Annotated in this window: 25 protein-coding genes; 9 read left to right on the top strand and 16 right to left on the bottom strand. The window is 64.8% G+C overall.

The features are described from left to right. The first annotated feature begins 105 nt into the window (after positions 1 to 105). From carA to greA, 4 genes are all read left to right on the top strand, one after another. The gene (carA, locus tag ABIC17_RS10370) at positions 106 to 1,389 is read left to right on the top strand and encodes a glutamine-hydrolyzing carbamoyl-phosphate synthase small subunit (protein WP_354281564.1); all 1,284 of its coding nucleotides are present in this window, start codon (positions 106 to 108) and stop codon (positions 1,387 to 1,389) included. Next, positions 1,389 to 1,784 carry a ribonuclease E inhibitor RraB gene (locus ABIC17_RS10365; protein ID WP_354281675.1) on the top strand — a complete coding sequence of 132 codons (396 nt, stop codon included), beginning with the start codon at positions 1,389 to 1,391 and terminating at the stop codon, positions 1,782 to 1,784. The genes carA and ABIC17_RS10365 overlap by 1 nt, the downstream gene beginning before the upstream one ends. Beyond that, positions 1,784 to 5,116 carry a carbamoyl-phosphate synthase large subunit gene (gene carB, locus ABIC17_RS10360; protein ID WP_354281562.1) on the top strand — a complete coding sequence of 1,111 codons (3,333 nt, stop codon included), beginning with the start codon at positions 1,784 to 1,786 and terminating at the stop codon, positions 5,114 to 5,116. The genes ABIC17_RS10365 and carB overlap by 1 nt, the downstream gene beginning before the upstream one ends. 85 nt (positions 5,117 to 5,201) lie before the next feature. Further along, positions 5,202 to 5,678, top strand: a complete 477-nt coding sequence (gene greA / locus ABIC17_RS10355) for a transcription elongation factor GreA (protein ID WP_242186948.1) — start codon at positions 5,202 to 5,204, stop codon at positions 5,676 to 5,678. A 43-nt stretch (positions 5,679 to 5,721) separates the two neighbouring features. Here the strand turns inward: greA and ABIC17_RS10350 are convergent, their stop codons facing one another. The 5 genes from ABIC17_RS10350 to ABIC17_RS10330 form a co-directional block, all read right to left on the bottom strand. After that, positions 5,722 to 5,955 carry a DUF4170 domain-containing protein gene (locus tag ABIC17_RS10350; protein WP_010163956.1) on the bottom strand — a complete coding sequence of 78 codons (234 nt, stop codon included), beginning with the start codon at positions 5,953 to 5,955 and terminating at the stop codon, positions 5,722 to 5,724. Between the two features lie 78 nt (positions 5,956 to 6,033). Beyond that, the gene (locus tag ABIC17_RS10345) at positions 6,034 to 6,702 is read right to left on the bottom strand and encodes a hypothetical protein (RefSeq protein ID WP_354281559.1); all 669 of its coding nucleotides are present in this window, start codon (positions 6,700 to 6,702) and stop codon (positions 6,034 to 6,036) included. 21 nt (positions 6,703 to 6,723) lie between these two features. Next, positions 6,724 to 7,020 (bottom strand): hypothetical protein, encoded by a 297-nt coding sequence (locus ABIC17_RS10340; protein WP_354281557.1) that lies wholly within the window; start codon positions 7,018 to 7,020, stop codon positions 6,724 to 6,726. Continuing rightward, the gene (locus ABIC17_RS10335; RefSeq protein WP_354281555.1) at positions 7,017 to 7,385 is read right to left on the bottom strand and encodes a phage holin family protein; all 369 of its coding nucleotides are present in this window, start codon (positions 7,383 to 7,385) and stop codon (positions 7,017 to 7,019) included. Before ABIC17_RS10335 ends, ABIC17_RS10340 begins: the two co-directional genes overlap by 4 nt. Before the next feature lie 22 nt (positions 7,386 to 7,407). Then, complete coding sequence (locus tag ABIC17_RS10330) at positions 7,408 to 7,917, bottom strand: hypothetical protein (protein WP_354281553.1); 510 nt, start codon at positions 7,915 to 7,917, stop codon at positions 7,408 to 7,410. A gap of 147 nt (positions 7,918 to 8,064) precedes the next feature. On the opposite strand from ABIC17_RS10330, the gene eno reads away from it, so the two are divergent. Both eno and ABIC17_RS10320 read left to right on the top strand, forming a co-directional pair. Continuing rightward, positions 8,065 to 9,342, top strand: coding sequence for a phosphopyruvate hydratase (gene eno, locus ABIC17_RS10325; protein WP_354281551.1), 1,278 nt, complete (start codon positions 8,065 to 8,067; stop codon positions 9,340 to 9,342). An 81-nt stretch (positions 9,343 to 9,423) separates the two neighbouring features. Next, entirely contained in the window at positions 9,424 to 9,711 is a 288-nt protein-coding gene (locus tag ABIC17_RS10320) for an FtsB family cell division protein (protein ID WP_354281549.1), read from the top strand. Between the two features lie 315 nt (positions 9,712 to 10,026). Here the strand turns inward: ABIC17_RS10320 and ABIC17_RS10315 are convergent, their stop codons facing one another. Further along, on the bottom strand, positions 10,027 to 10,848 hold the full coding sequence (locus tag ABIC17_RS10315) for an alpha/beta fold hydrolase (protein ID WP_354281547.1): 822 nt from the start codon (positions 10,846 to 10,848) through the stop codon (positions 10,027 to 10,029). Positions 10,849 to 10,990: 142 nt separating this feature from the next. Between ABIC17_RS10315 and ABIC17_RS10310 the strand changes: the two genes are divergently transcribed. Continuing rightward, positions 10,991 to 12,727, top strand: coding sequence for a DUF885 domain-containing protein (locus ABIC17_RS10310; protein ID WP_354281545.1), 1,737 nt, complete (start codon positions 10,991 to 10,993; stop codon positions 12,725 to 12,727). A gap of 64 nt (positions 12,728 to 12,791) precedes the next feature. Here ABIC17_RS10310 and ABIC17_RS10305 read toward each other — a convergent pair whose 3' ends face one another. The 3 genes from ABIC17_RS10305 to ABIC17_RS10295 all read right to left on the bottom strand — a co-directional run bounded on the left by ABIC17_RS10305 (position 12,792) and on the right by ABIC17_RS10295 (position 15,524). Continuing rightward, positions 12,792 to 13,418, bottom strand: a complete 627-nt coding sequence (locus tag ABIC17_RS10305; RefSeq protein ID WP_354281543.1) for a PEPxxWA-CTERM sorting domain-containing protein — start codon at positions 13,416 to 13,418, stop codon at positions 12,792 to 12,794. Between the two features lie 178 nt (positions 13,419 to 13,596). After that, positions 13,597 to 14,991 (bottom strand): MFS transporter, encoded by a 1,395-nt coding sequence (locus ABIC17_RS10300; RefSeq protein WP_354281541.1) that lies wholly within the window; start codon positions 14,989 to 14,991, stop codon positions 13,597 to 13,599. 41 nt (positions 14,992 to 15,032) lie between these two features. After that, positions 15,033 to 15,524 (bottom strand): pyridoxamine 5'-phosphate oxidase family protein, encoded by a 492-nt coding sequence (locus tag ABIC17_RS10295; RefSeq protein WP_354281539.1) that lies wholly within the window; start codon positions 15,522 to 15,524, stop codon positions 15,033 to 15,035. A gap of 177 nt (positions 15,525 to 15,701) precedes the next feature. Between ABIC17_RS10295 and ABIC17_RS10290 the strand changes: the two genes are divergently transcribed. Further along, a complete protein-coding gene (locus ABIC17_RS10290) occupies positions 15,702 to 16,046 on the top strand; it encodes a hypothetical protein (protein WP_354281537.1) in 345 nt (114 codons plus the stop codon). On the opposite strand, the gene ABIC17_RS10285 is transcribed toward ABIC17_RS10290, so the two are convergent. The 5 genes from ABIC17_RS10285 to ABIC17_RS10265 form a co-directional block, all read right to left on the bottom strand. Then, complete coding sequence (locus ABIC17_RS10285; RefSeq protein WP_354281535.1) at positions 16,043 to 17,032, bottom strand: phosphatase PAP2 family protein; 990 nt, start codon at positions 17,030 to 17,032, stop codon at positions 16,043 to 16,045. The two genes, ABIC17_RS10290 and ABIC17_RS10285, sit on opposite strands and share 4 nt — an antisense overlap. Before the next feature lie 164 nt (positions 17,033 to 17,196). Then, positions 17,197 to 17,478 carry a hypothetical protein gene (locus ABIC17_RS10280; RefSeq protein WP_354281533.1) on the bottom strand — a complete coding sequence of 94 codons (282 nt, stop codon included), beginning with the start codon at positions 17,476 to 17,478 and terminating at the stop codon, positions 17,197 to 17,199. 147 nt (positions 17,479 to 17,625) lie between these two features. Continuing rightward, complete coding sequence (locus ABIC17_RS10275; RefSeq protein ID WP_354281531.1) at positions 17,626 to 17,976, bottom strand: DUF3147 family protein; 351 nt, start codon at positions 17,974 to 17,976, stop codon at positions 17,626 to 17,628. Between the two features lie 45 nt (positions 17,977 to 18,021). Beyond that, positions 18,022 to 20,349, bottom strand: coding sequence for an ATP-dependent helicase (locus ABIC17_RS10270; protein WP_354281529.1), 2,328 nt, complete (start codon positions 20,347 to 20,349; stop codon positions 18,022 to 18,024). Positions 20,350 to 20,409: 60 nt separating this feature from the next. Next, the gene (locus tag ABIC17_RS10265) at positions 20,410 to 21,573 is read right to left on the bottom strand and encodes a glycosyltransferase (RefSeq protein WP_354281527.1); all 1,164 of its coding nucleotides are present in this window, start codon (positions 21,571 to 21,573) and stop codon (positions 20,410 to 20,412) included. 368 nt (positions 21,574 to 21,941) lie between these two features. Between ABIC17_RS10265 and ABIC17_RS10260 the strand changes: the two genes are divergently transcribed. Continuing rightward, positions 21,942 to 23,579, top strand: a complete 1,638-nt coding sequence (locus tag ABIC17_RS10260; protein ID WP_354281526.1) for an inorganic phosphate transporter — start codon at positions 21,942 to 21,944, stop codon at positions 23,577 to 23,579. A 254-nt stretch (positions 23,580 to 23,833) separates the two neighbouring features. Here the strand turns inward: ABIC17_RS10260 and rsmD are convergent, their stop codons facing one another. Beyond that, positions 23,834 to 24,370, bottom strand: a complete 537-nt coding sequence (gene rsmD, locus ABIC17_RS10255) for a 16S rRNA (guanine(966)-N(2))-methyltransferase RsmD (RefSeq protein WP_354281524.1) — start codon at positions 24,368 to 24,370, stop codon at positions 23,834 to 23,836. Continuing rightward, positions 24,370 to 25,695 (bottom strand): pseudouridine synthase, encoded by a 1,326-nt coding sequence (locus tag ABIC17_RS10250; RefSeq protein ID WP_354281522.1) that lies wholly within the window; start codon positions 25,693 to 25,695, stop codon positions 24,370 to 24,372. Before ABIC17_RS10250 ends, rsmD begins: the two co-directional genes overlap by 1 nt. Between the last annotated feature and the right edge of the window lie 101 nt (positions 25,696 to 25,796).

The following is a 25,796-nucleotide window of genomic DNA, read 5'->3' as shown; positions in this document are numbered from 1 at the left end:
GCTGGGGCAGGAGGGTAGCGGGTTTATCCGATTGACGCACTGCCCATCCCCCTCTAGCTCCCGGCGCTTAGCGACATCGAAACGAAAAACGGAGTGCCCGCCGCAATGGCCGACGCCAATCCCATGACTGTGCCCGACGGAGCTACCGGCGTATTGGTGCTGTCCACCGGCGAATGCGTGTGGGGCAGGGGCTTCGGCGCGGAAGGCGTCGCTGTCGGCGAAGTCTGCTTCCACACCGCGATGACCGGTTACCAGGAAATCATGACCGACCCGAGCTTTGCGGGCCAGATGATTACCTTCACCTTCCCGCATATCGGCAACGTCGGCGCGAACGCCGACGACGTCGAGGCGAACGATCCGCACGCGCTCGGCATGATCGTCCGCGAGGACGTGACCGAACCGAGCAATTTCCGCAGCACCGAGCGACTCGATGCGTGGATGGCGAAGCATGGGCGAATCGGCCTGTCGGGCGTCGACACGCGCGCGCTGACTCGCCGAATCCGTAACGGCGGCGCACCCAACGGCGTGATCGCGCATGCGCCCGACGGCGTGTTCGATGTGCCCGCGCTGCTGGAAATGGCGCGCGCCTGGCCTGGGCTCGAGGGCATGGACCTCGCGCTCGGGGTGAGCACCAAGATGCATTATGGCTGGGGTGCCGAGACCGCCGGCGGCGTGTGGCGGCTCGGCAAGGGGTATGACACCTCTTCCCCCCTCCCCTTCAGGGGAGGGGCCGGGGGTGGGGCCGTGCAGCCAACCGACCCTGCGATTGCACAGGACAGCCCCACCCCAAACCCCTCCCCTGAAGGGGAGGGGCTCAAGAGGCCGCACGTCGTCGCGATCGATTATGGCTCTAAGCGCAACATCTTCCGCAACCTCGCCCACGCCGGAGCAAACGTTTCGGTCGTCCCCGCGAGCGCAAGCTTCGAAGACATCATGGCACTCGCGCCCGACGGCATCTTCCTGTCGAACGGCCCGGGCGACCCCGCCGCGACCGGCGAATACGCCGTGCCCGTGATCCGGCAGCTGCTCGACACCGGCAAGCCGCTGTTCGGCATCTGCCTCGGCCACCAGCTGCTCGCACTTGCGGTCGGCGCAAGCACGACCAAGATGTTCCAGGGCCACCGCGGCGCCAACCACCCGGTCCAGCGGCTCAGCGACGGCGCAGTCGAGATCACCTCGATGAACCACGGCTTCGCGGTCGAACGCGCCACCCTGCCGCCAACCGCGCGCGAGACGCACGTGTCGCTGTTCGACGGCTCCAACGCCGGCATGGAACTCACCGACCGCCCCGCGTTCAGCGTGCAATACCACCCCGAAGCGAGCCCCGGCCCGCAGGACAGCCTGTATCTGTTCGAGAAATTCGTCTCATCTCTGAAAGCACCGGCATGATGAACCTCCCAGAAGTCCCGCCCGCCCGGCTCGAAGAAGAATGGGCCGCCGACAAGGACGTGCTCGCGAGCCTCAAGGAAAGCGGCGACATCGCGCATCTCGTCCGCCCGGTCGACGTCAGCTTCCGCGGCGATGATGCCGCGCTCGACAAGCTCGAGGCGGATGCCGAGGAACTCGGCTTCGAAGTGATCGAGCGCGAAAAGGATGAGGACGGCGAGATGTGCCTGTTCCTCGGCCGCGAACAGGCGGCGGACGAAACCTCGATCCGCGCGCTGACGCGCAAGTGCGTCCAAATCGAAATGGCCTATGGCGTCGAATATGACGGCTGGGGCTGCACGTCGGAAGACGGCACCGACGACGAAGAAGACACCGAAGAAACCGGACAAGCACACTAATGCCAAAACGTACCGACATCTCCTCGATCCTCGTCGTCGGCGCGGGGCCGATCGTCATCGGGCAGGCGTGTGAGTTCGATTATTCGGGCACGCAGGCGATCAAGGCACTCAAGGAAGATGGCTATCGCATCATCCTGGTGAACTCGAACCCCGCCACGATCATGACCGATCCCGAGCTGGCTGACGCGACCTATGTCGAGCCGATCACCCCCGAGATCGTCGCCAAGATCATCGATAAGGAGCGCCCCGACGCGATCCTGCCGACGATGGGCGGGCAGACCGCGCTCAACACCGCGCTCGCCTTGTTCAACGACGGCACGCTCGAGAAGTACGGCGTCGAGATGATCGGTGCGGATGCCGAGGCGATCGACAAGGCCGAGGACCGGATGAAGTTCCGCGACGCGATGACCGAGATCGGTCTCGAAAGCGCGCGCTCCGGCATCGCACACAGCCTCACCGAAGCGTTCGAAGTCCTTGAACGGACAGGACTTCCTTCGATCATCCGGCCGAGCTTCACGATGGGCGGCACCGGCGGCGGGATCGCGTACAATCGCGAGGAATTCGAGACGATCGTGCGCTCGGGGCTCGACGCCTCGCCGACGACCGAAGTGCTGATCGAGGAATCGCTGATCGGCTGGAAGGAATATGAGATGGAAGTCGTGCGCGACCGCGCCGACAATGCCATCATCATCTGCTCGATCGAGAATATCGATCCGATGGGCGTCCATACGGGCGACTCGATCACCGTCGCGCCCGCGCTGACGCTGACCGACAAGGAATATCAGATCATGCGCAACGCAAGCATTGCTTGCCTGCGCGAAATCGGTGTCGAAACAGGCGGGTCGAACGTCCAGTTCGCGGTCAATCCCAAGGACGGCCGCCTGATCGTGATCGAGATGAACCCGCGCGTGTCGCGCTCGTCCGCACTTGCGTCCAAGGCGACCGGCTTCCCGATCGCCAAGGTCGCTGCCAAGCTCGCGGTCGGCTATACGCTCGACGAGATCATGAACGACATCACTGGGGCTACCCCTGCGTCGTTCGAGCCGACGATCGATTACGTCGTCACCAAGATCCCGCGTTTCGCGTTCGAGAAGTTCAAGGGCGCGGAAGCCGTGCTGTCGACCGCGATGAAGTCGGTCGGCGAAGTGATGGCGATCGGCCGCAACATCCACGAGAGCCTCCAGAAGGCGCTCCGCGGGCTCGAAACCGGGCTGTCCGGCTTCAACATGATCGACCACCTCGAAGGCGCGCCACGCGCCGAGATCGAGGCCGCGCTTGCGATCGCGACGCCGGACCGGTTGCTCGTCGCGGCACAGGCGCTCCGCGAGGGCTTCACCGTCGCCGAAGTCCATGCGCTGGCGAAGTTCGACCCGTGGTTCATCGAACGCATCGCCGAGATCGTCGCAGCCGAGGAGCAGATTTGCAGCAACGGCCTGCCGATCGACGCGCCCGGCATGCGGCGTCTCAAGGCGATGGGATTCAGTGACAAGCGTTTGGCCTATCTCGCTCTGAAATCAGCGAACTTGCGCGGCAATGCACGCGGCATCGCGCGTGGGTCGGGGCTGGTCCACGATGCGATCGTCGCGATGACCGGCGGCGTGACCGAGGCCGAAGTGCGCGCGCTGCGGCACCGCCTTGGCGTGCGTCCGGTATTCAAGCGGATCGACACCTGCGCGGCGGAATTCAACGCCAAGACGCCGTACATGTACTCGACCTACGAAGCCCCGAGCTTCGGCGAGCCCGAGTGCGAGAGCCAGCCGACCGACCGGCGCAAGATCGTCATCCTCGGTGGCGGGCCGAACCGGATCGGGCAGGGGATCGAGTTCGATTATTGCTGCTGCCATGCGTGCTTCGCGCTCGCGGATGCCGGCTATGAGACGATCATGGTCAACTGCAACCCGGAGACGGTGTCGACCGACTATGACACGTCCGACCGCCTGTACTTCGAGCCGCTGACCGCCGAGGACGTGCTCGAAATCCTCCACGTCGAGCAGCAGAACGGTACGCTCGTCGGCGTGATCGTCCAGTTCGGCGGGCAGACCCCGCTCAACCTCGCGCAGGCGCTCCAGGACGCCGGGATCCCGATCCTCGGCACCTCGCCCGACGCGATCGATCTGGCGGAGGACCGCGAGCGGTTCGCGGCCCTCATCAACAAGCTCGGCTTGCTCCAGCCCGCCAACGGCATCGCACGCAGCCGCGACGAGGCGATCGCGGTCGCCGAGCGGATCGGCTACCCCGTGCTGATGCGCCCGAGCTACGTGCTCGGCGGACGCGCGATGGAGATCGTCGACGGGCCGGCGCAGCTCGACGACTATATCCAGACCGCGGTCCAGGTGTCGGGCGACTCGCCGGTGCTGATCGACCAGTATCTCCGCGATGCGATCGAGGTCGATGTCGACGCCATCTCGGACGGCACCGACGTCGTCGTAGCTGGCGTGCTCCAGCATATCGAGGAAGCCGGGGTCCATTCAGGCGACAGCGCCTGCTCGATCCCGCCGTACAGTCTGACGCCTGCGATCATCGCCGAGATCGAGAAGCAGACCGCCGCGCTCGCCAAGGCGTTGTCGGTCGTCGGCCTCATGAACATCCAGTTCGCGGTCAAGGGCGGGCAGGTCTATCTCATCGAGGTCAACCCGCGCGCCAGCCGTACCGTGCCGTTCGTCGCCAAGGCGATCGGCGCACCGATCGCCAAGATCGCCGCGCGGGTGATGGCGGGGGAGAAGCTCGCCAATCTGCCGCCGATCGATCGCCACATCGATTATTATGCGGTCAAGGAAGCGGTGTTCCCGTTCAACCGCTTCCCCGGCGTCGACCCGGTCCTCTCGCCCGAGATGAAGAGCACGGGCGAAGTGATGGGGATCGACCCCGACTTCACGCTCGCCTTCGCGAAATCGCAGCTTGGCGCAGGGACGATCCTGCCCAAGGCGGGCGCGGTGTTCGTCAGCGTCAAGGACACCGACAAGCCCGTGATCCTGCCGGGCGTGCGCGCGCTGGCCGAGCATGGCTTTACGATCGTCGCGACCGGCGGCACCGCGGATTATCTCGCGGGGCAGGGCGTGCCGGTCGAGCGCGTCAACAAGGTCGCACAGGGCCGGCCGCACATCGTCGACCGGATCAAGGACGGCGGGATCGCGCTGATCTTCAACACGACCGAAGGGTGGCAAAGCCTCAAGGACTCGCAACCGATCCGTGCGTCCGCGCTCCAGTTGAAGATTCCCTACTTCACCACGGCGCCCGCGAGCGTCGAGGCGGCACAGGCAATCGTCGCCCTTTCGACGCGCAGTCTTGAAGTGCGACCGTTACAATCCTATTATTCCTCTTCGCACCATTGATCCCGACATATTGAAACAGTGCGGGCGGGCCCTCCTCGGAGGGTTCGCTTGATAAGGGATTGTTCGAAGACAAAGGGTTTAAGGGATGGCTACCGTCGAAAAGATGCCGATGCTGCAGGAAGGCTATGAAACGCTGAATGCAGACCTGAAACGGCTGAAGGCGGAACGCCCGACGATCGTGGATGCGATCGAAGAGGCGCGCGCGCATGGCGACCTTTCGGAAAACGCCGAATATCACGCCGCCAAGGAGCGTCAGGGCCAGATCGAAGCGTCGATCAGCGACATCGAGGACAAGCTCGCCCGTGCGCAGGTCATCGACCCGCGCGACCTGTCGGGCGACAAGGTCGTGTTCGGCGCGACCGTCACGCTGATGGACGAGGACGACAAGCCCGTCACCTACCAGATCGTCGGCCAGACCGAGGCGAACGCCAAGGGCGGTCGCATCTCGTATAACTCGCCGCTGGGCCGCGCGCTGATCGGGCGGAAGCTCGATGACGAGGTCGAAGTGACCGTTCCGTCGGGCGATCGCTACTACGTCGTTTCAAAGATCGAATTCATCTAATAAAAAAGCCCGCCGTGCAGATGCATGGCGGGCTTTTCTATATTCAGGCGGCGGTGCCTGGCTTGAGCAGATCCGGCTCGAGCAGACGGTGCAGGTGCACCACCACGAATTTCATCTCTGCATCGTCGACCGTGCGCTGCGCCGCGGCGCGCCACGCCTTCTCGGCACTCGCATAATCCGGATAGACACCGACGATTTCGATCGACGCGGTATCGACGAAGTCGACCCCGCGTGGATCACGGACGCGGCCGCCGAAGACTAGGTGAAGCTTGCTCATGATATCAGGTTCCCGAAGACAGCAGGGTCGCGCTTCTCATAGGCACGCGCTGCCGCTTCGGGAACCGTCGATCGCGGATTAATTGGTGGACGTACCCGATTTCGCGTCGCCCTGCGGCTTCGGTTGCGTCGACGTTGCGGACGTGTTGCTCGATGGTGTCGAACCCTGTCCGGACTTGGTCGCATCAGACTTGGCCGTTTCTGCCTGGGCAGCATTCGCGGTCATCGCGGCGGTGCCCGCTGCGGCCAGTGCGTTGATTACGCCGCCGAGCAACTTGCCGACCTGGTCCTTCGCCGCATGGCGCGAAAGGCCGAGACCGTCGAATTCCGACCGGGCGGTGTCCTTGGCGGCATCCACGGCACCCTTGGCCGTGTCGGTCAGGCGACGTCCGACCGGGGCAAGCAGGCGCGCTTCGCCCGACGTGCGCGGCAGCAACGAGCCGGTCAGCATCCCGAGCGCGAGGCCACCGACGAGCACGCCCAGCGGGCTTTTCTCGATTGCGGCGGCGGCACGCTCGCCAAGATCGTGCGCTGCGTGCGACGTGGTGTCGATCGCCTTGCCAGCGCCTTCGCGCACGGCCTCGACCGCCTTGCCGGTGCTGTCACGCACGGTCTCGACCGCACGCTCGGTACCATCGCGTGCGGTTTCGAGTGCCTTGCCCGCACCGTCGCGGGCGGTTTCGAGCGCATGACGCGCCTTGTCCGAGGCAGCGGTGGCACCGGAGTGGAGGGTTTCTGCTACAGTCACTTCATCTTCTCCTGAATACAATTAGCGTTTCATTCGGTCGGGTTTGCGGCGGAACAGCCGGAAGATCGGCCCGCGCGCAAGGAACAGCCCGGTCAGCACGACCCCGATCCCGGCAGCGACCGGGTTCTCGCGTGCGGTACCGACGGCGCCCTGGACCGCATCCGTGCCACGAACCTTCAGATTGGCAGCGAGATCCGATGCCAAGGTCTGCGGGTTCGTGCGCCGTTGCAGCGCGCTGAACGTGCTCGAAAGCTGCGCGCGCGCCGCCGTGGCGCGGGCTTGTGCGGCGATAACCGCCGGGCTTTCGTCGGTGGTCATGCTGCGTCTCCGGCAGGGGCCGACATCGTCTTGAACCGCCCGATGCCGATCATCGCGAACACCCCGGCCAGCACGAGTAATACGCCGACGACGATCACCGTCGCCCAGATCGGCCCAACCAGCGGCGTCAGGATCATCAGCACGCCCACCACCAAGGCAATGAGCGCGAGCAACCCCAGCACCGCGGCGACGAGGATCATCACGACCCCCGCCTTCGCGGCACCAACCTTGGCGAACAGCTTCGCCTTGCGCAGGTCGATCTCGGCGCGCGCAACCTGCTCGGCGTCGGATACGACCCGCGACAGCAAGCTCATGATGCCATCATCCGCCGGGGCAGGGCTGGCTTCGTTCACGAAATCCCTCATCGCGGGCTCCGTCACGCTGCGATCAGGCCTTGGTGTCGCTGTCGACCGCCAGACCCGACTGGATCAGGCGAACGAGCACGAACCCGAGCGCGGCAGCAGTGCCGATCGCGATCGCGGGGCTCTTCTGCACGAAGCCGCGCGCGTCCTCGATCAGATCGTCGAGTTCCTTGGCCTTCAAGCCTTCCGAGAACCCCTGGACCTTGTCGGCAGCGGTGCGGGCATATTGGCCATATTGCGAGCCGAGCTTTTCATCGACGGTGCCGGCTGCGTCGTTGATCATCTGGACGATCTCGTCGAGTGCGGTCCCGGCGCGTTCCTTGCCGTCGGCGGCATAGGTCTTCGCGCGATCGACGACTTCCTTGCCGAGCTTGTCGGTGCTGTCCTTGAACATCTGCGCGGCGCCGCTGCCGATCTTGCCGGCCTCATCGCGCACCGACGCTGCGGCGTCCTTGGCGGCACCGGTCGCTGCGTCGATCTTCTCGCTGCTGGTCGCGCCAGGGTTGCCGTTCGGCGAATTCGGGGTCGTGGCCATCGTATATGCCCTCCAATAGTTGTACTTCGACAATAAAGCGGTCCGGGCCGCGCCTAGTTCCATCGCGCACGCACGATTTGCCGATACCCGGCTTAGGCGATAGAGGCAGCCGCGACCCCATTCCCAAATCGGTAGAAGGATCGTTCCGTGACCGCAATCATCGACATTCATGCCCGCACGATCATCGACAGCCGCGGCAATCCCACCGTCGAAGTCGATGTCATGCTCGAGGACGGCAGCTTCGGCCGCGCCGCGGTTCCCTCGGGCGCATCCACCGGCGCGCATGAGGCGGTTGAGAAGCGCGACGGCGACAAGAGCCGCTGGGGCGGCAAGGGCGTCGACCAGGCGGTCGAGGCGGTCAATCGCGAGATCGCCGACGCGGTGCTCGGACTCGAAGCCGAGGACCAGCGCGACGTCGACCACACGATGATCGAGCTCGACGGCACCGACAACAAGAGCCGGCTGGGCGCGAACGCGATCCTCGGCGTGTCGCTCGCGGTGGCCAAGGCATCGGCGGATGCACGCAGCCTGCCGCTGTACCGCTATGTCGGCGGGGTTGCCGCGCATGTCCTGCCGGTGCCGATGATGAACATCATCAACGGCGGCGAACACGCTGACAATCCTATCGATTTTCAGGAATTCATGATCGTGCCCGTGGGCGCATCGACGATTTTCGAGGCGGTGCGCTGCGGGTCGGAAATCTTCCACACGCTCAAGAAGGGCCTGCACGACAAGGGGCTGTCGACCTCGGTCGGCGACGAGGGCGGCTTCGCGCCCAACATCGCGTCGAACGACGAGGCGATCGAATTCATCCTGCGCTCGATCGAGACCGCAGGCTACAAGCCCGGTGAAGACGTGATGCTCGCGCTCGATTGCGCGGCGACCGAATTCTACAAGAACGGCAAGTATGAGATTTCGGGTGAGGGCAAGAGCCTGAGCAGCCACGAAATGGCCGAATATCTCGCGGATCTCGCACGGCGCTACCCGATCTTCTCGATCGAGGATGGCATGGGCGAGGACGATTTCGAGGGCTGGAAGGCGCTCACCGACCTGTGCGGTGACAAGGTCCAGCTGGTCGGCGACGATCTGTTCGTGACCAACCCAAAGCGGCTCGGGCAGGGGATCAAGGACGGTCTCGCCAACTCGCTGCTGGTCAAGGTCAACCAGATCGGCACGCTGACCGAGACGCTTGAGGCGGTGTCGATGGCGAACCGTGCTGGCTACACCGCGGTGATGTCGCATCGTTCGGGTGAAACCGAGGATTCGACGATCGCGGATCTCGCGGTCGCTACCAACTGCGGTCAGATCAAGACAGGCAGCCTTGCACGGTCGGACCGGCTCGCGAAGTACAACCAGCTGATCCGCATCGAGGAGGAGCTGGAGGGTGCTGCGCTCTATGCCGGGCGTTCGATCCTGCGGGTGTAAATTTCCTGAAAATACACCTTGATCCACGAGTCGCGATGCGCGAGAATCGCGACCGTGATCAAGCGCCGCTCCAATGTCCGAATGATGCTCCGTCGTGCCGTCGCGCCGGCGGCCTTGATGATCGTCGGGCTGTTTTTTGGCGGCTATGCCATCTTCGGCCCGAACGGCGCGCTGGCTTACGGCGACGTCGAGCGGCAGCTTGCGGTCAAGCAGCGGCAACTCGCGTCGCTTGACCGCAATCGCAGCGAATTGAAGAACCGGGTTGCCTTGCTCGACCCGCGCCATGCCGATCCGGACCTCGCCGACGAGCTTGCGCGCAAGGATCTGGGCGTGGTGCATCAGGACGAAGTGATCGTCCCGCTCAACTGACGTCATCTGTATCGTGTGAAGCCCCGCCCCTTCAGGGGAGGGGTTGGGGTGGGGCCGTGCAGCGCGTCCACCATCCGGCAAGGGTCTCTGCGAGGCTCCCCCCACCCCCAACCCCTCCCCTGAAGGGGAGGGGCGAAGAACAGAAGCGGCGGGAGCTTCTCGGCGGAGATGGCGTACTCGTCACCTCAGAGCCCCTCCCCTTCAGGGGAGGGGTTGGGGTGGGGCCGTACAGCGCGCCCGCCATCCGGCAAGGGTCTCTGCGAGGCTCCCCCCACCCCCAACCCCTCCCCTGAAGGAAGGGGCGATAAAGGGAGCTTACCGCCCCAGGAACGTCAGCAAATCATTCGTGAACCGGTCGCTGTCGGTAATCGTCAGACCATGCGGCGCGCCCTCATATTCCACCAGCTGCGCACTCGCGATGCCCTCAGCCGCCCGGCGCGCGGTCGCATCGATCGGGACGGTCTGGTCGCTAGTCCCGTGAATAATCAGCGTCGGCACACGGAACGCAGGAAGATCAGGCCGGAAATCAGTGTGGCCGAACGACTGCGCACACGCCAGGATCGGCTTCAACCCCGCAAGATTGGTCTGCGACCACGCCCAGTCCACCGTCTCGCTGCTCACTGGGGACGAAATGAACCCGACGCCCAGGAACTGCTTCATGAACGTCTGGAAGAAACCGTAGCGATCCTTCCCGATCCCCTCGGCAATCGCTGCAAGCTTTTCCTCGGGAACGCCGTGCGGATTGTCCTCGGTCTGGAGCATGTAGGGCACCACCGATGCGATCAGACCCGCGGCCACGACGCCCTTGCCCTCATGCCGGCTCATGTAGCGCGCGACTTCGCCGCCGCCCATCGAGAAGCCGACGATCGTCGCATCCGCAGCACCCGTCTGCTCCAGCACGTCCGCCAGATCGTCGGTCAGCGTGTCATAGTCATAACCGCTCCACGGCTGGCCCGACCGGCCGAACCCGCGGCGATCGTAGGCGATCGCGCGGAAACCCGCGTCCGCCAGTGCCATCGCCTGCGCGTCCCAGCTATCGGCATTGAGCGGCCAGCCGTGCACGAGGACGACCGGACGTCCGCTACCCCAATCCTTGACGTAAAGGTCGGTGCCGTCGCGGGTCTTGATATAGGGCATGGGAACATCCTCAGCTTTGATGACGGGTATCAGAACGACGCGTGGCGCGCCGCGTTCCGTCGCAGGGGTGGCGCCGGACGTTCCAAACTGTCAGCTTGCCGCCGCGGACGAATCCGCCCCGAAGACCGATCAAGGAGCTGGAATGCGGAATATTTGGCTGACAGGCATAGCGGCGCTCGCTGTCGCATCCTGTACCGCGGAGGCTCCGGCCCCGAAATCGACGGCGATCGCACTGACCGCGTTGCCGACGACCGACTGGAAGAGCTTTCGCGATACCTTCATCGAGGACTGGTTCAAGGTCTCGCCCGCCGATGCCGTCTATCAGGGCCGCCACGATTACGATGGCGGCCTCGGTGACTGGTCTCCCGCTGGCCTGAAGCGCCAGGGCGACTTCCTGCGCGACGCGATCGCCAAGGCCAAGGCGTTCGATCCCGCCAAGCTCGACAAGCAGGCCGCGTTCGAGCGCGATTATCTGGTGACGGTCGCCTCGGGGAAGCTGTTCTGGCTCGAGGATGCCGATTTCCCGCATCGCAATCCGTCCTGGTACGTCAACGCCGGCCTCGACCCCAACGTCTATATCGCGCGCAATTATGCGGATGCGCCGACACGGATGCGCGCGATGGTGTCGTTCCTGCGCAAGATCCCCACCGCCACCGCGCAGATCCGCGAGAACCTCAAGGCGCCGCTGCCGCTCAGTTACATCAACTTCGGGGTCGCGGCGTTCAACGGGTTCGGGGACTATTATACGGGCGATGCCAAGAAGGCGTTCGCGGACGTGAAGAGCCCCGCCTTGCAGGAAGAGTTCGACAAGGCGGCGACCGCGGCGTCCAAATCGATGCACGATCTCGGCACATGGCTGGAAAGCCAGCGCGGATCGGCGACGCAGGACTTTGCGCTCGGTGCGGACAAGTTCTCGCGGATGATCAAGCAGACCGAGGGCGTCGACGTGCCGCTCGCGACGCTCGAAGCTGCCGGACGCGCGGACATGCTGCGCAACCAGCAGGCGCTGGTCGCGGCGTGCGCCAAGTTCGCGCCGGGCGCGAGCGTGCCCGCGTGCATGGCCAAGATGAACGCCAACAAGCCGATCAACGACGATCCGGTTGCGGAGGCGCGCAAGCAGATCCCCGAACTGCGCGCGTTCGTGCTCAAGAGCGACGTGGTCACCATCCCCGACCAAGAACAGGCGCTCGTCGAGGAAAGCCCGCCGTACAACCGACAGAACTCCGCCTATATCGACCCGCCCGGGCCGTTCGAGAAGGGCATCCCCTCGGTCTATTACATCTCGCCGCCGGACCCCTCGTGGAGCAAGGCCGAGCAGGACGGGTTCATCCCCGGCAAGAACGACCTGCTGTTCACCTCGGTGCATGAAGTGATGCCCGGGCATTTCCTCCAGTTCCGCCATGCCAACGCCTCGCCGTCGTTGTTCGGTCGGCTGTTCGTCGGCTACGCCTTCGCTGAGGGCTGGGCGCATTATGCCGAGGAAATGATGTGGGAAGCGGGGCTTCACGACGGCGACCCCGAGACGCATGTCGGGCAATTGTCCAACGCGCTGCTCCGCGATTGCCGGTATCTCTCCGCGATCGGGCTCCACGCGCAGGGCATGACGCAGGAACAGTCGCGCAAGATGTTCGTCGAGCAATGCTATCAGGACGAGGGCAACGCAAAGCAGCAGTCCGCGCGCGGCACCTATGACCCGGCCTATCTCAACTACACGATGGGCAAGCTGATGATCCGCAAGCTCCGCACCGACTGGACCGCGACGCATGGCGGGCGGGCAGGGTGGAAGGCGTTCCACGACCAGTTGCTCAGCTTCGGTGGCCCGCCGATCCCGCTCGTCCGCAAGGCGATGCTCGGCGGCGACGGCAAGGCGGTGTTCTGACGCCAGAATCGGCAGGGCCGCCAGCCTGGTGGCTGACGGCTCTGCTTTCACATGCGTCGATCGATCAGGCGTAGGTGACCTTCGCCGCGGCCCGGCGATTGCGGAGCGCGACGCCCATCATGCCGAAGCCGGTGATCATCATCGCCCAGGTCATCGGTTCCGGCACTGCGGAGAGCGACACGCTGTCGATATACCCGCCGAGCGAGTCGCTCCGGCCCAGCGCCGCGAAGGTCAGCGTGGTCGGTGCAGCGGCGGTGAAGGCGAAGGTCTGCAGCGACCAGTTGGTGTTGGCACCGCCAGCGCCACCCGCCGACGTGAACACCGACGACCCGTTGAGCAGGACGCTGATGCCGTTCGAATTCGCCGGGACATTGGGACGATCCGAATACCAGTAGCGCAGGATGTAGCTGCCGGCGTCGATCATCCGGCTCATCGAGCTGTTGGCATTGGTATCGAGCTCGACGAAGTTCGCGCCGGAGAATGGTGCGCCGGCAACATTGTTATACTGAACTTCGATCCCGTTGGCGCCGCCCGTCCAGCCTTCGTACGAGGACAGGGTGGTGAACCCGGCCCCGGGGCCGAAATTGGTGCTGTCGAAGTTCGTGCTGAACGTCGTGGCCGCAAGGGCCGGGGTTGCGGCGGTCAGTACTGCAGCGACGGCAACGGCCTTAAGTGTGTTGGTAATACGCATGGCATTTCCTTTCCCTGTTTACTCGGAATGGAAATCATTCTTTAGTATCAAGATACTAACTCATTACTCCGAGCATCTTTCTCCTAGCATGAGGCGTGCCAAATCGTGATCACAGTGATTTAGTTGGTTAACGCAGTCGGAGATGTAATCCCCGGCGACAATGCGCCGCCAATCGGTCTCAGCGAACCGAACTCGCTGGCTGAACGTCGGCTGCTTCAACGGTCGCGGGCGTCCTGATCGACGGACGCAACCGCGCAAGACTGCACAGCCCCGCGACGAAGGCGAGCCCGGCGGCGACCAAAGGCGGGGTCGCCCCGCCGCCGATCCCGAGCGCGAGCAATGCCGCGACCAGCGTTGCGCCCGTCGTCTGGCCGAGCAATCGCGTGGTCGAGACGAGGCCACCCGCAGCCGCAGCGCGTTCGCGCGGCGCACTGCCGATGATGAGCCGTGCGTTGGGCGGCAGGAACGTCCCGAACCCCGCGCCGCACAGCGCCATCCGCCACACGACGTCGAAATGGCTGGGGTGCGGCGGCATATAAGCGATCAGCACCAGCGCGACGATCGAGATCGCCATGCCGATCCCGCCGAGCACACCCGCCAGGATACGGCTCGACAGCCAGCCCGACAGCGGCGCGACGACGATGTTGGTCAGCGGCCAGGGCGCCATCAGCAGCCCCATCTCGGTCGGCGTGAAGCCGAACTCGCTCTGCAGCCGGAAAGGCATCGAGATGATCAGCGTCATCGATGCGATGAACGCGGTATAGGCCCCCACCACCGACAACCGCAGCACGGGGCGCGCAAGCAGGTCGATCGGCAGGATCGGATCGCGTTCGCCTTTTTCGCGACGGACGAACAATATGCCGACCGCCACGCCCGTCAGCACGATCGCGGCGGAGACGACCGGACTATCGCCATGCACCGCGCTTTCGAGCCCGCCGATGACGAGCCCGAACATCGCCGCGCACATCACCGCGCCGATCACGTCGAACGGCGTGTCACGTAGCGGCGTATCGGGGAGCGCACGCCCGAGCAGCAGCGATCCGATCGCGAAAGGCACGGCACTGGCAAACACCCACGGCCACGGCGCAACCCCGAGGATGAACCCGCCCAGCGACGGCGCGAGCGCCGCGCCTGCGGACACGATCGCACTGTTGATGCCGAGCCCGCTGCCCAACTGGTTGGACGGATAGGTCGAGCGGATCAGCGCGGAGGACACGCTCAATGCCGCCGCCGCCCCGATCGCCTGCACGGCACGGACGATCAGCAGGAACGGAAGGCTCTTCGCAAAGAAGCACAACAGCGTCGCGACCGCAAAGACGAGCTGCCCGATCTGGTACATCCGCTTGAGCCCGATGCGCTCACCCAAGCCAGCAAACGGCAGCAACAGCATCACCAGCATCAACTGGTAGATCGTCACGACCGACACGACCGCAGACCGGTCGATCCCCAGATCGCGCGCGATCGTCGGCAGCGCGATGTTGGCCACTCCGCCGTCGATGATGATCAGCGCCGTGCCGAGACAGAGCGTCGCGATCGCGGCATAGCGGCGGGGGAGGGGCAGGCCGTCCGTCATTGGCGCCGTGTCTGGCGATGCGACGCGCGTTGTCTGTCGTGTCAACCGAGCGACACCTCGGCGACCTTGTCCTTGTAATCCTCCTTGGGATCGATCCCGAGCAGGAGCTTGACCCCCGCGACCATGCTGGAGGCGTCGACCCAGATCTGCGCGCGTTCGGCGTCCAGCCGGATCAGTTGCAGCTTGGGGTCATCCTTGCCGCCTTCGAACCACGCCGCGACGAAGCGATTCCACAACCGGTCGATCGTCGCACGATCGTCATCCAGCGTGAGCGTACCGTGGACCGCCGCGAAGATATCATTGCCCTTCGATGCAAACGTCGCGACCGCACGTGCACCGCTTGTCAGGTCCGCAACCAGTTCGGTTTCCTTGGACGCGAAGAAGTAGATCGGGCCGCGATCCTCATCGCCGTCCAGCTGTGCGGTCATCGGGCGGGTGTGCCCCTCGTCGACTCCGACGAGGCCGAGCATCATCGTCATGTCCGACCGCAGCGCTTTCCAGAACTTGCGTTCGATTTCGACCTGATCCGTCATGCCAATCTCCTTCCCACGCGCAACGGGTGGTATGCGTGGCGGTTCCGGTCCGGTGCGTCGCAGCGCAGATGGCGGACATAGGCAACCGGGCGCATGCCAAATTCCGTTCGACGCGGATCCCATTTCGAGATCCGAACGTTACTTGCTGCAACGCACCATTTTTGGTACAACGTTGTCATGAAATATCCCGACGAACAGGGCGAAACCGCAATGCCGACCGGGCCTGTCCCAACGGTCTTCGAGGCGATCGTTCGCAAGAAGTGCCTTACCGCGACCTACAACAAGTTGCCGATCGTGCTGGCACCGCACATCATCTTCACCCGCCACGGCGAGATGTACGTCGACGGCGTGGTGCTGGAGCGCGAGGGCAAGCCGCCGCGCGAGTTCAAGGTCGGGACCTTCAAGCTGATCGGCCTCGTTGATCTAGCGCTCGTGGACCGCAATTTTCAGGTCAGCGAGCTGTTCTCGCCTAGCGATCCCAAATATGCCGACAACGCTCTGATGGCGGTCGAGCACGCCTAACGCCGGGCGGGCTGCCCGGTCATCGAACCGGGCAGTCGCCTTCGCACCACGGTGACGATCGCCAGCGCGATCAGCGCAACCGACGCACCGGCGAGCATGTCTGCCAGATAATGCGTTCCCTCCACTGGGGTCGCCAGCAGCATCGCCACATTGACGATCACGATCGGCTTGCGGATCCGCGCGAACGGCCACGCCGCGACGATGTACAGGACAGCGCTGGCCGTATGGAAGCTCGGTGCCTCGACCAGTCCGCGCAGCGCACCCAGATCGACCTCGCGCATCACATGCGCGCGCAGCAGCGGGACCAGTTGTGATTCATACAGGCCGCTTTCGGTCATGTACGGGGCAGGGCCATGCCATAGCATCGCAAACGGGCCATAAGCCGGCCAGCAGCGGAACAGCGCCAGCGCGATGACCGCCGCTACCCAGAAGCTCGCGATCAGCCCGCGGGCCGCCGCCCGCTTGTCCGCCCAGGCACAATATCCGAGAATGATCGCCGGGCTGACGTAGATGCTCTGATACGCCGCCGCACCGAGGATCTGCAGCGCACGGTGGTCCGCAACCACCTGATACCAGGCGAGCCAGTCGAAATGAAGCGCGACGTCGATCTGCTGAAGAACCCCGTCGATCGTCCCGTTGGTTTCCGCCGCGATCGGATAGGTTGCGACCGCACCCATCAGCGACACGGCGGTGAACAGGCCAAAAGTTTCACCGACGTCGCGGATGACGCGTTGTGCCGGGTTGTTCGGGGCGCGGAAGATGATCCGCAGGCTGAGCGCAAGCGCAAATACCCCGAGATAGATCAGCGTGCGCGGCGCGGTGGGATCGATCGTGATGCCGGTGTCGAATAGCAATGCGGCAAGGCAGGCGGCACTCATCGCAGCGCCGACGACCAGCCAGCTACCCGGGATCAAGCCGGCGTGCGACCGTCCGACGGGATAGACCGGCGCCGGCGGCGCAAAGGGGAAGACGGTGGAATTGAACAAACGGCTGCGCCTGGAAAGGACGATGGACCCGATCGCCGCAGGATCGGGTCCAATACCCGATCGTGCTCATCCATGCCGTGAAGACTTTATGACGTAAAGGTTACATCGCTCCCGGCGCGCCGAGTAGAGTGGAAGGGGCGCTCGGGCGCCCCTTCCTTGCCGGATTAGCGGCAGATCTGCACGCGGCGATGGTTACGCCAGTCGGTCCGGCAGTTGCGTCCGCGGTTGTTGTATCCATCGTGCCGGCGATTGCGGCCATAATAGCGGTCGCCGCCCCGACGGTCGCCACGCCAGTTCCGGTGATCGCCGCGATGATCGCCACGGCGATCGTCATAGCGGTGATCGTACCGACCACGATCGCCGCGATAATCCTGTGCCGATGCGGTGGTCGAGACGCCGATGCCGGCGATCAGGCTTGCGGCAGCGAGAATGTGCGCGATCTTCATAGTCTGTCCTTTCGGCCCGTCGATCGGGCTTGATCACCGCTATGGGACGCAGCGCCGGTATCGATGCTGAACACGACCGACAGCGCGCGTACATATTTGCCGTGACCCCAAGGCGTCGCCGAAGGACCGCCCGATTTACAACCCGATCTACAACCCGATGCCGAAGCGCGGCGCGATTGCGACCATCCCGGCGTAGAGCGCGATCGTCAGCGCACAGCCAATCCCCAGCGTCGGCCAGAATCCGACCCCGTTCCGCAACAGCGCCGGCATCACGATAAACATCGGCAAGGACGGCAGGATGTACCAGAAGGTCGCGCCGACGTGGTTCGCCATGTTGGCCGCGTCCGGTTTCTCGCCCCACCACCAGATCATCCCCAGCACCGATACCAGCGGCAGCGAAGCGACCAGTGCGCCAAACCCCGGGTAGCGTTTGGCGAGCGTCGAGGCTGCCGCGATCAGGATCCCGGAAATCAGGGCTTTGAGCGCGAGGAAAAGCATCGTTCGGTCATCCGATATGCGGGGAGCGTCGCTATGCGGCGTGGATCAGCCAATGGTCACGAAACTGTCCATCACGCGCTTGCGCCCCGCGCTCTCGAAATCGATCTCGAGCTTGTTGCCCTCGATCTCGGCGATCAGGCCATAGCCGAATTTCTGGTGGAACACGCGCATCCCGATCGCGACGTCGCTTCGCCCCTTGTTGCCAAGGCTGATCGCGGAAGACCGCGACTCCTGCACGCGGCTGGGCTCGCGCGAGAAGGTCCGGCTGGTGAACTCCCCGCCGGGCTTCCCAGACGCACCCCCGACTCCAGCCGCACGCTGCCAGCCGGGGCCGCGCCCGGTGCCGCGCGCGACGTCGGCGAAGGGGTCGGCGCGTTCGGACCAGTTGGCGCGCCACAGGCTTTCTCCGCCTGCCATGCTCGATTCCGCCTCGACATGTTCGGGCGGCAGCTCGTTCACGAACCGGCTCGGGATGCTGCTCGTCCACTGGCCGTAGATCCGGCGGTTGGCGGCGTGGAGGATCGTCGCGCGGCGGCGTGCGCGGGTGATCGCGACATAGGCGAGGCGGCGTTCTTCCTCCAGGCTCGCTGTCCCGCCCTCGTCGAGCGAGCGTTGCGAGGGGAACAGTCCTTCCTCCCAGCCGACCAGGAAGACGGTGTCATATTCCAGCCCCTTGGCGGCGTGGATCGTCATGATCGTGACCTTGGGGTCTTCGGCGGCTGCCTCATTGTCCATGACGAGGCTGACGTGCTCGAGGAACGCGCCGAGCGTCTCATATTCCTCCATCGCGCGGACGAGCTCGGTCAGGTTCTCGAGGCGGCCCGCCGCCTCGACCGATTTCTCGGCCTGAAGCATGCCCGTATAGCCGCTCTCGTCGAGGATGATCCGCGCGAGATCGCCATGCGACAGCTCGGTGACCTGCGCGCGCCACCGCGCCATGTCGATCACGAGATTGCCGAGCGACTTGCGCGCGGCACCGGTCAGTTCGTCGGTGTCGAGCAGCCGCGCGGCGGCGGTGACGAGCGGGATGCCCTGCGCGCGCGCAAGCTGGTGGACCTTGGACACCGCCTTGTCGCCGAGTCCGCGCTTGGGGACGTTGACGATCCGGTCGAACGCCAGGTCGTCCGCAGGCTGCGCGACGACTCGAAGATAGGCGAGCGCATCGCGGATCTCGGCGCGTTCATAGAAGCGGAAGCCCCCGACGATCCGGTAGTTGATCCCGGTCGCAATGAAGCGGTCCTCGAACTCGCGAGTCTGGTGCTGGGCGCGCACCAAGATCGCGACCTCGTCGAGCGACGTGCCCGCGCGTTGCGCCGATTCGATCTCCTCGCCGACTCGGCGTGCTTCCTCCGGGCCATCCCAGACGCCAAGCACCTTGACCTTCTCGCCGACGTCGAGCTCGGTCCACAATTGCTTGCCGAGCCGCCCGCTGTTGTTGGCGATCACGCCCGAGGCCGCGCCCAGGATGTGCGGGGTTGAGCGGTAATTCTGTTCGAGCCGGATGATCTTCGCGCCCGGAAAGTCCTTTTCGAATTTCAGGATGTTTTCGACCTGCGCGCCGCGCCACGAATAGATCGACTGGTCGTCGTCGCCCACGCACGCGATGTTCTTGCGCTCCTGCGCGAGCAGCCGGAGCCAGAGATACTGGACGCTGTTGGTATCCTGATATTCGTCGACCATAATGTACTTAAACCGGCGCTGATACTCCGCCAAAACGTCTCGATCGCGCTGCAAAATGACTAACATATGGAGCAAAAGGTCGCCAAAATCGCACGCATTGAGCGCCGCGAGGCGAGTCTGATAGGCGGCGTAAAGCTCCTGGCCGCGGCCATTGGCGTAGAGTTCGCTTTCGCCTGCATCGATCTGCGCGGGCGTTAAACCCTTGTTTTTCCACCCGTCGATCAGCCCCGCGAGTTGCCGCGCAGGCCAGCGTTTCTCGTCGAGATCAGCCGCCTGGATCAGCTGCTTGAGCAACCGCAACTGGTCATCGGTGTCGAGGATCGTAAAATTGCTTTGCAAACCAACGAGTTCGGCATGCCGCCTGAGCATCTTCGCGCCGATCGCGTGGAACGTGCCGAGCCACGGCATCCCCTCGACCACATCGCCGACCAGCCGCCCGACTCGCTCGCGCATCTCGCGCGCGGCCTTGTTGGTGAAGGTGACGCTGAGGATCTCGCTTGGCCAAGCCTTTCTAGTATTGAGCAGATGCGCTAGTCGCGCGGTCAGCGCGGCGGTCTTGCCGGTGCCTGCCCCCGCCAGCACCAGAACCGGACCCTCGGTGGTCAACACCGCATCGCGCTGCGGATCATTCAGTCCGCGCAGATAAGGCGGATCGGCGGGCGCTGGCGCGTGCTGGGAAACGGGAAGACTCATCGGTGAACAGGTAGGGAACGCGAGCGATCGGGGCAAGCACGGGGTTTCGCGCCAGTGCGGTCAACGCGCGGCGGTGGCAACCGGTGCGGGGTAGATTGCAAGCGTTTCCCGGGACATATCGACGGACCGTGCCTCGGCAAGCTGGCGCACCAAAGCTATGTAGAGCACACTGGCGCGATCGACCGTATACTGTGCGGCGGCGGTGCGGCGGGCCGCGATCACGGATGCCGGCTCGGGCAAGACCGCCACCGCCATCGCCTCCGCCAGCGCGGCGGGATCGCCAACCGGGACGATTCGCCCGTAGGCGCCGTGCCCGAGCAGATCGTCCATCGAAACGCAGCAACGGGTCGAGACGATCGGAATGCCGGCGGCCAACGCCTCGATCAGGACCGCCGGAACACCCTCATAATCCGACGAGAGCACCAGCGCATCGGCGTCCGCCAGCCATGCCTCGGTCGTCGCAACATGCCCCGGCAAACGGACACGACCGGCGATGCCGAGCGACCACGCCTTCGCTTCGAGCATCGCGCGTTCGGCACCTTCGCCCAGAATGGTGAGTTGGTCATCGGGGGTGGAAAATCGTGCAAAAGCATCGATTAGCAGTGAAAAGTTCTTCTGCGGCGCGAGCCGCCCGACCGCCAGATAGTGTCGCCCGCGACGGTCCCTCGGGCTGGTATCGCGCAGGTTTGCGAGGCGCTCGAGGTCGTCCGCCCCCAGCGCCGGGTCCTCGATCACGCTGATCCGGTCATGCTGTACGCCGATCAACCCTGCGATCTCGTCACGCATCGCAGGGGCAAGGCCGACGAAGTGATCGATCCAGCGCCCCTGCAGCCGCAACCACGCGCGATAGAACCACCGCAACAACGGCGGCATGTCGTTCCGGACCAGGCAGTTGCTGATCTTGGTGATGATCGGCGGGCAGGTGGGGCCGACCAGCAACCGCAATATGACTGCAACCGATGTGTAGGTGTTGCCGGCGCAAAACACCGCATCGGGGCGGTCGTCCCGCACCCGGCGACGCAAAGCGAGCACCAGCAGCGCAAAGGCGATCAGTCCGCGCGAATGCGACCGATTACCGGCGCGGGTGACATATGAGAGCGCAAGCGGCGGCGGCGTGCGCGAATCGGCGACGACGATTTCGGATCGCACGCCCAGATCGACCCATGCGGCATGCAGGCGCGCGGCGATGCGTTCGACTCCCCCCGGCGCGAATCCGTACAGCATCGTAACGATCTTAACTGGCGGACAGCCGTTTGCGATCGCCGTCGCTGCCGACGGCTCCGCAACAGCGCCACGCGTCCCAGACGCGACCGGCATCGTATAAAGCTCCCCCCGACGCCCCCCTCGGCGTCACGACCGTCCTACGCCGCGGCTGCGGGGCGAGCAACCAGCCTGTGTTCTGCGCCGAGGTTCATGCTCTGGCGGTCATCAATCGCAACGCGTTCGCGTGTCCCTACTATGGAACGAATGCCGCCGCGTCCCTACCTTCCGAATGGTTCGGGCTGGTCTTTGGCGTCGGACACCGCTATCGGCGCGCAACACCTGTACATCTGAACCACCCGTAACCAACCGAGTGAAGGCCTTTCACAGCCATGGCTACTACCTTGTCGGCGCCTCTCGAATCCGAGGTCGCGAGCGGCCCCCGGTTGGATCATCAACTGTTCCCTGCGGGGCGTTGGCTGTTCCTGGGAATCATGGTGGCGGGGCTGGCCTTCGCAGGCTTCAGCATCTTCACCGATACCAAGCAGGTCGGCGAGGGACTTGCGATCGGTACGTTCGCGTTCCTTGCACTTGCCTTGTTGATCGCACTTGGTTTCGAATTCGTTAACGGGTTCCATGACACCGCCAACGCCGTCGCCACCGTCATATACACGCACGCGATGCCGGCGCCGCTCGCAGTGGTATGGTCGGGCTTCTTCAACTTCCTCGGCGTCATGGCGTCGAGCGGGGCGGTTGCGTATTCGATCATCACGCTGCTGCCGGTCGACCTCATCCTGCACGTAGGAAGCAGCGCCGGGTTCGCGATGATCTTCGCGCTGCTGCTCGCGGCTGTGCTGTGGAACCTCGCGACGTGGTTCGTTGGATTGCCGAACTCGTCGAGCCACGCGTTGATCGGGTCGATCCTCGGCGTGGGCTTCGCGAATCAGCTGATGTCGTCGGGTACCGGCGGCACGTCGGGCGTCGACTGGAGCCAGGCGACCAAGGTGCTGACCGGGCTGTGGATGGCACCGCTGATCGGCTTCGGCGCGGCGGCATTGCTGCTGGTCGTGATGAAGTTCGTGCTCAAGAACCCGAAACTGTACAAGGAGCCGGAGGGCAATGCTCCGCCGCCCAAGGGTGTTCGGGCGCTGTTGATCTTCACCTGCACCGCCGTCAGCTTCGCGCATGGCGGCAATGACGGGCAGAAGGGCATGGGGCTGATCATGCTGATCCTGATCGGCTGCGCACCCACCGCCTACGCGCTCAACCGCACCATGCCCGAAAGCCAGACGCCTGCCTTCGTCGCGAGCGCGAATGCTGCGTCCAACGCTTTCTCGGTCCATGCCGCGGGCGCGACGATGACGACGGTCGACGAAGCCCGCGACGTGCTGACCGGCGCGCTCAAGGAACGCAAGGCATCGACCCCGCGCGTATATGCGGCGGCGTCGTCACTGTCGCGCGACCTCGGCCAGCGGATCGGCGCGTTCGGGTCGCTCAACAAGGTCTCGGCGGCGGCGACCCCCAATCTGCGCAACGATATGTATCTGGTGCTCGATACCACGCGTCTCGCCACCAAGGACAAGAAGGCAGCTGCCGCAATCTTCAGCGAGCCCGAACTCAAGGCGATTACCGGTTATCAGACCAATCTCGAGAAGGGCACGCGCTACATCCCGACCTGGGTGAAGATCACCGTCGCGCTTGCGCTTGGATTGGGGACGATGGTCGGCTGGCGGCGGATCGTCATTACAGTCGGCGAGAAGATCGGCAAGACCCACCTGACGTACGGCATGGGCGCGTCCGCTGAGCTCGTCGCGGCAGGGACGATCATGGCGGCGGAAGTCTATGGCCTGCCGGTTTCGACCACGCATATCCTGTCGTCAGGCGTGGCCGGTGCCTCGGTCGCCAACGGGGCGGGGCTGCAGGGACGGACCGTTATCAACATGGCGCTGGCTTGGGTGCTGACGCTGCCGGTGGCGATGGCGCTGTCCGGTGGGCTGTATGTCCTGTTCGTGGCGATCACGAAAATGTGATTGCGATGGGGGCTGTCTGCGGTCTCTTCGCAGGTGGTCTTCGCCCGTTCGGGCGGGTCGTCTGGCGAGACGGATCGGGTAGCCTCGCCATCGGACGTTTTCCTGCGAAGGCGGCAATCCAGAGCCGAGCAGAACAGCGGCTTACAGTGCGCGCGACTTCTAGACTTCCGCCTTCGCGAGAGAACAGTTATGTTTCGCAGCGGCCATGCTTTGGCGGGAAACAGCAGAGGTATTGAATACCCTGCCTAAAGGCTTCACCCCCGCCGCAGGAGCGTCAGCCGTGCCTTGCCGTGGACTCGTGTCACGTCCTCGACGAACCCTGCGACTTCGATCCGATCGGGCTTGGCGGTCTCGATGCTGATCCAGGTCGCATCGCCGACCCAGCCAAGCCGCGCGAGCTTGTCGAGCGCGACCGCGCCCGCATTGCTGTCATAGGGCGGGTCCATCAAAATCAGGTCAAGCGGCGCGACCGCATGGCCGAGCGCTAGTACCGACTGCGCACGGACGTCCGCCTTGGCGGACAATTTGGCGATGTTGGTGCGGAGCGCGTCGAGCGCTGGCTTGTCCTGTTCAACAAAAACGCACGACGCGGCACCGCGCGACAGTGCCTCGAGACCCAGCGCGCCTGATCCCGCAAAGAGATCTGCAACGCTCAGGTCCTCGAAGCTACCCAGACGGCTTGCCAGCATCGAGAACAGGGCCTCGCGAACGCGGTCCGCGGTCGGACGCGTCGCGTCTCCCTTGGGGGCAACGAGCGGGCGGCCGCGCCATGCTCCGGCGATGATGCGCATTACTTACGGGTCCGTGTCGGGCGTGGGTTGGTCGGGCGAGGGGTCGAGCGATCGCCGGTCGGCCGGGTGGTTCCGGGCCGCGCAGCCCCTGGTCCGGCAGCACCGGGCCGCGCAGCATTAGGCCGTACACCGACAGGACGCGCAGATGGTCGGGCCGAAGCGTCGCTGCTGGCACCGCGTGGGGTCTTGGCGCGGACGTTGCGGCCAAGTTCGGGATTGAACACGCGCGCGGTGCGCCCGTCGGGCGTGCGCGCCGGGGTTGTCGCGGCGGGGGCACCGGCCTTGGGTTTGGCGTCGTAGAAGCGCTTTACCTTGGGCGCCTTGGTCACGACGATTCCCTCGCGCCGCGGCTCGGCCGAGGCCCGACGGGGCTCGGCAAACGCTGCGCGATCGCTGTCGTTCGCAACGGCGCGCGTGATCCGTGTCGCGCTCGGGCGGGGCGCCGCACGGGCGCTACGCTGCGGACGCTCAGGCACAGGCGTCGCCTGAGGTTTGGGACGATCCCCCGACGGACCCTTGATCCGCTCGGGCTGGAGCATCCGTTTGGGGTCCTTGCGGAACGCCGCGACGTCATGCGCGCGCACCTCGCCGATCGCGCCGGGCGACAGGTCGCCGAGCAGGAACGGCCCGTAGCGCGTGCGGATCAGGCGCGAGACCTTGAGCCCGAGGAATTCAAGGACACGGCGAACTTCGCGGTTCTTGCCCTCGGTCAGGATCATCTCGATCCACACGTTCGCGCCGGTGCGGCGTTCGAGATTGGCGTTGATCGACCCGTAGCGAACACCTTCGATCTCGATCCCGTGGATCAGTTCCTCGAGCTGCTCCTGCGTCACCTGGCCATAGGCGCGCGCACGATACGCACGCTCCACGCCGGTCGCAGGCAGTTCGAGCTGGCGCTTCAATTCGCCATCGGTGGTGAGAAGCAACAGCCCCTCCGTGTTAAGATCTAGCCGACCGACCGGGACCAGCCGTGGCAGATCCTGCGGCAAGCGATCGTAGATCGTCGGGCGCCCCGCGGGATCACGCTCGGTCACGAGAAGCCCGGACGGTTTGTGGTAGAGGAAAAGGCGCGCATCGGCCGGCGCGGCGACGGGGTTGCCGTCAACCGTCACACCGTCGAGCGAGGCGAGGATCGTCGCGGGCGTATCGATGACGACGCCGTGGCGCGCTACGCGTCCCTCGGCGATCATGCGTTCGACTTCACGGCGCGAAGCTATGCCCGCGCGGGCCAGCAGCTTGGCGATCCGTTGCTCGTCTTCGGCGCGCTCGCGAGGGGTGGTTGCGGCGCCCGGCGCGGCAGTTTTTGGGGGACGGTATTTTGACACGTCGCCCTGATACCCAAATTCGTCCTCGTGTGTTGAACAAAAAGATTTGCGCCCGATCTTGTAGTCGAGCGTTAAGGCACGGGTGCGTAACGAGGGCGGTA

Source organism: Sphingomonas sp. PvP056 (genome assembly GCF_040549155.1).
Lineage (GTDB): Bacteria > Pseudomonadota > Alphaproteobacteria > Sphingomonadales > Sphingomonadaceae > Sphingomonas.
Note: the sequence above shows the minus strand (reverse complement) of the source record. Positions and strands in the feature narration are given on the sequence as shown.

What these genes read in the sequence shown, in the direction of transcription:
- ABIC17_RS10315 (WP_354281547.1), bottom strand. Translation starts at nt 10,848, where the DNA reads ATGCCCTATATCAAGACCCGCGACGGCACCGACCTTTACGTCAAGGAT.
- ABIC17_RS10260 (WP_354281526.1), top strand. Translation starts at nt 21,942, where the DNA reads ATGGCTACTACCTTGTCGGCGCCTCTCGAATCCGAGGTCGCGAGCGGC.
- ABIC17_RS10350 (WP_010163956.1), bottom strand. Translation starts at nt 5,955, where the DNA reads ATGAGCAAGCTTCACCTAGTCTTCGGCGGCCGCGTCCGTGATCCACGC.
- ABIC17_RS10270 (WP_354281529.1), bottom strand. Translation starts at nt 20,349, where the DNA reads ATGAGTCTTCCCGTTTCCCAGCACGCGCCAGCGCCCGCCGATCCGCCT.
- ABIC17_RS10330 (WP_354281553.1), bottom strand. Translation starts at nt 7,917, where the DNA reads ATGGCCACGACCCCGAATTCGCCGAACGGCAACCCTGGCGCGACCAGC.
- ABIC17_RS10280 (WP_354281533.1), bottom strand. Translation starts at nt 17,478, where the DNA reads ATGAAGATCGCGCACATTCTCGCTGCCGCAAGCCTGATCGCCGGCATC.
- ABIC17_RS10340 (WP_354281557.1), bottom strand. Translation starts at nt 7,020, where the DNA reads ATGACCACCGACGAAAGCCCGGCGGTTATCGCCGCACAAGCCCGCGCC.
- ABIC17_RS10365 (WP_354281675.1), top strand. Translation starts at nt 1,389, where the DNA reads ATGAACCTCCCAGAAGTCCCGCCCGCCCGGCTCGAAGAAGAATGGGCC.
- ABIC17_RS10335 (WP_354281555.1), bottom strand. Translation starts at nt 7,385, where the DNA reads ATGAGGGATTTCGTGAACGAAGCCAGCCCTGCCCCGGCGGATGATGGC.
- ABIC17_RS10290 (WP_354281537.1), top strand. Translation starts at nt 15,702, where the DNA reads ATGAAATATCCCGACGAACAGGGCGAAACCGCAATGCCGACCGGGCCT.
- ABIC17_RS10275 (WP_354281531.1), bottom strand. Translation starts at nt 17,976, where the DNA reads ATGCTTTTCCTCGCGCTCAAAGCCCTGATTTCCGGGATCCTGATCGCG.
- ABIC17_RS10305 (WP_354281543.1), bottom strand. Translation starts at nt 13,418, where the DNA reads ATGCGTATTACCAACACACTTAAGGCCGTTGCCGTCGCTGCAGTACTG.
- ABIC17_RS10300 (WP_354281541.1), bottom strand. Translation starts at nt 14,991, where the DNA reads ATGACGGACGGCCTGCCCCTCCCCCGCCGCTATGCCGCGATCGCGACG.
- greA (WP_242186948.1), top strand. Translation starts at nt 5,202, where the DNA reads ATGGCTACCGTCGAAAAGATGCCGATGCTGCAGGAAGGCTATGAAACG.
- carB (WP_354281562.1), top strand. Translation starts at nt 1,784, where the DNA reads ATGCCAAAACGTACCGACATCTCCTCGATCCTCGTCGTCGGCGCGGGG.
- ABIC17_RS10295 (WP_354281539.1), bottom strand. Translation starts at nt 15,524, where the DNA reads ATGACGGATCAGGTCGAAATCGAACGCAAGTTCTGGAAAGCGCTGCGG.
- ABIC17_RS10320 (WP_354281549.1), top strand. Translation starts at nt 9,424, where the DNA reads ATGATGCTCCGTCGTGCCGTCGCGCCGGCGGCCTTGATGATCGTCGGG.
- carA (WP_354281564.1), top strand. Translation starts at nt 106, where the DNA reads ATGGCCGACGCCAATCCCATGACTGTGCCCGACGGAGCTACCGGCGTA.
- ABIC17_RS10265 (WP_354281527.1), bottom strand. Translation starts at nt 21,573, where the DNA reads ATGCTGTACGGATTCGCGCCGGGGGGAGTCGAACGCATCGCCGCGCGC.
- ABIC17_RS10310 (WP_354281545.1), top strand. Translation starts at nt 10,991, where the DNA reads ATGCGGAATATTTGGCTGACAGGCATAGCGGCGCTCGCTGTCGCATCC.
- rsmD (WP_354281524.1), bottom strand. Translation starts at nt 24,370, where the DNA reads ATGCGCATCATCGCCGGAGCATGGCGCGGCCGCCCGCTCGTTGCCCCC.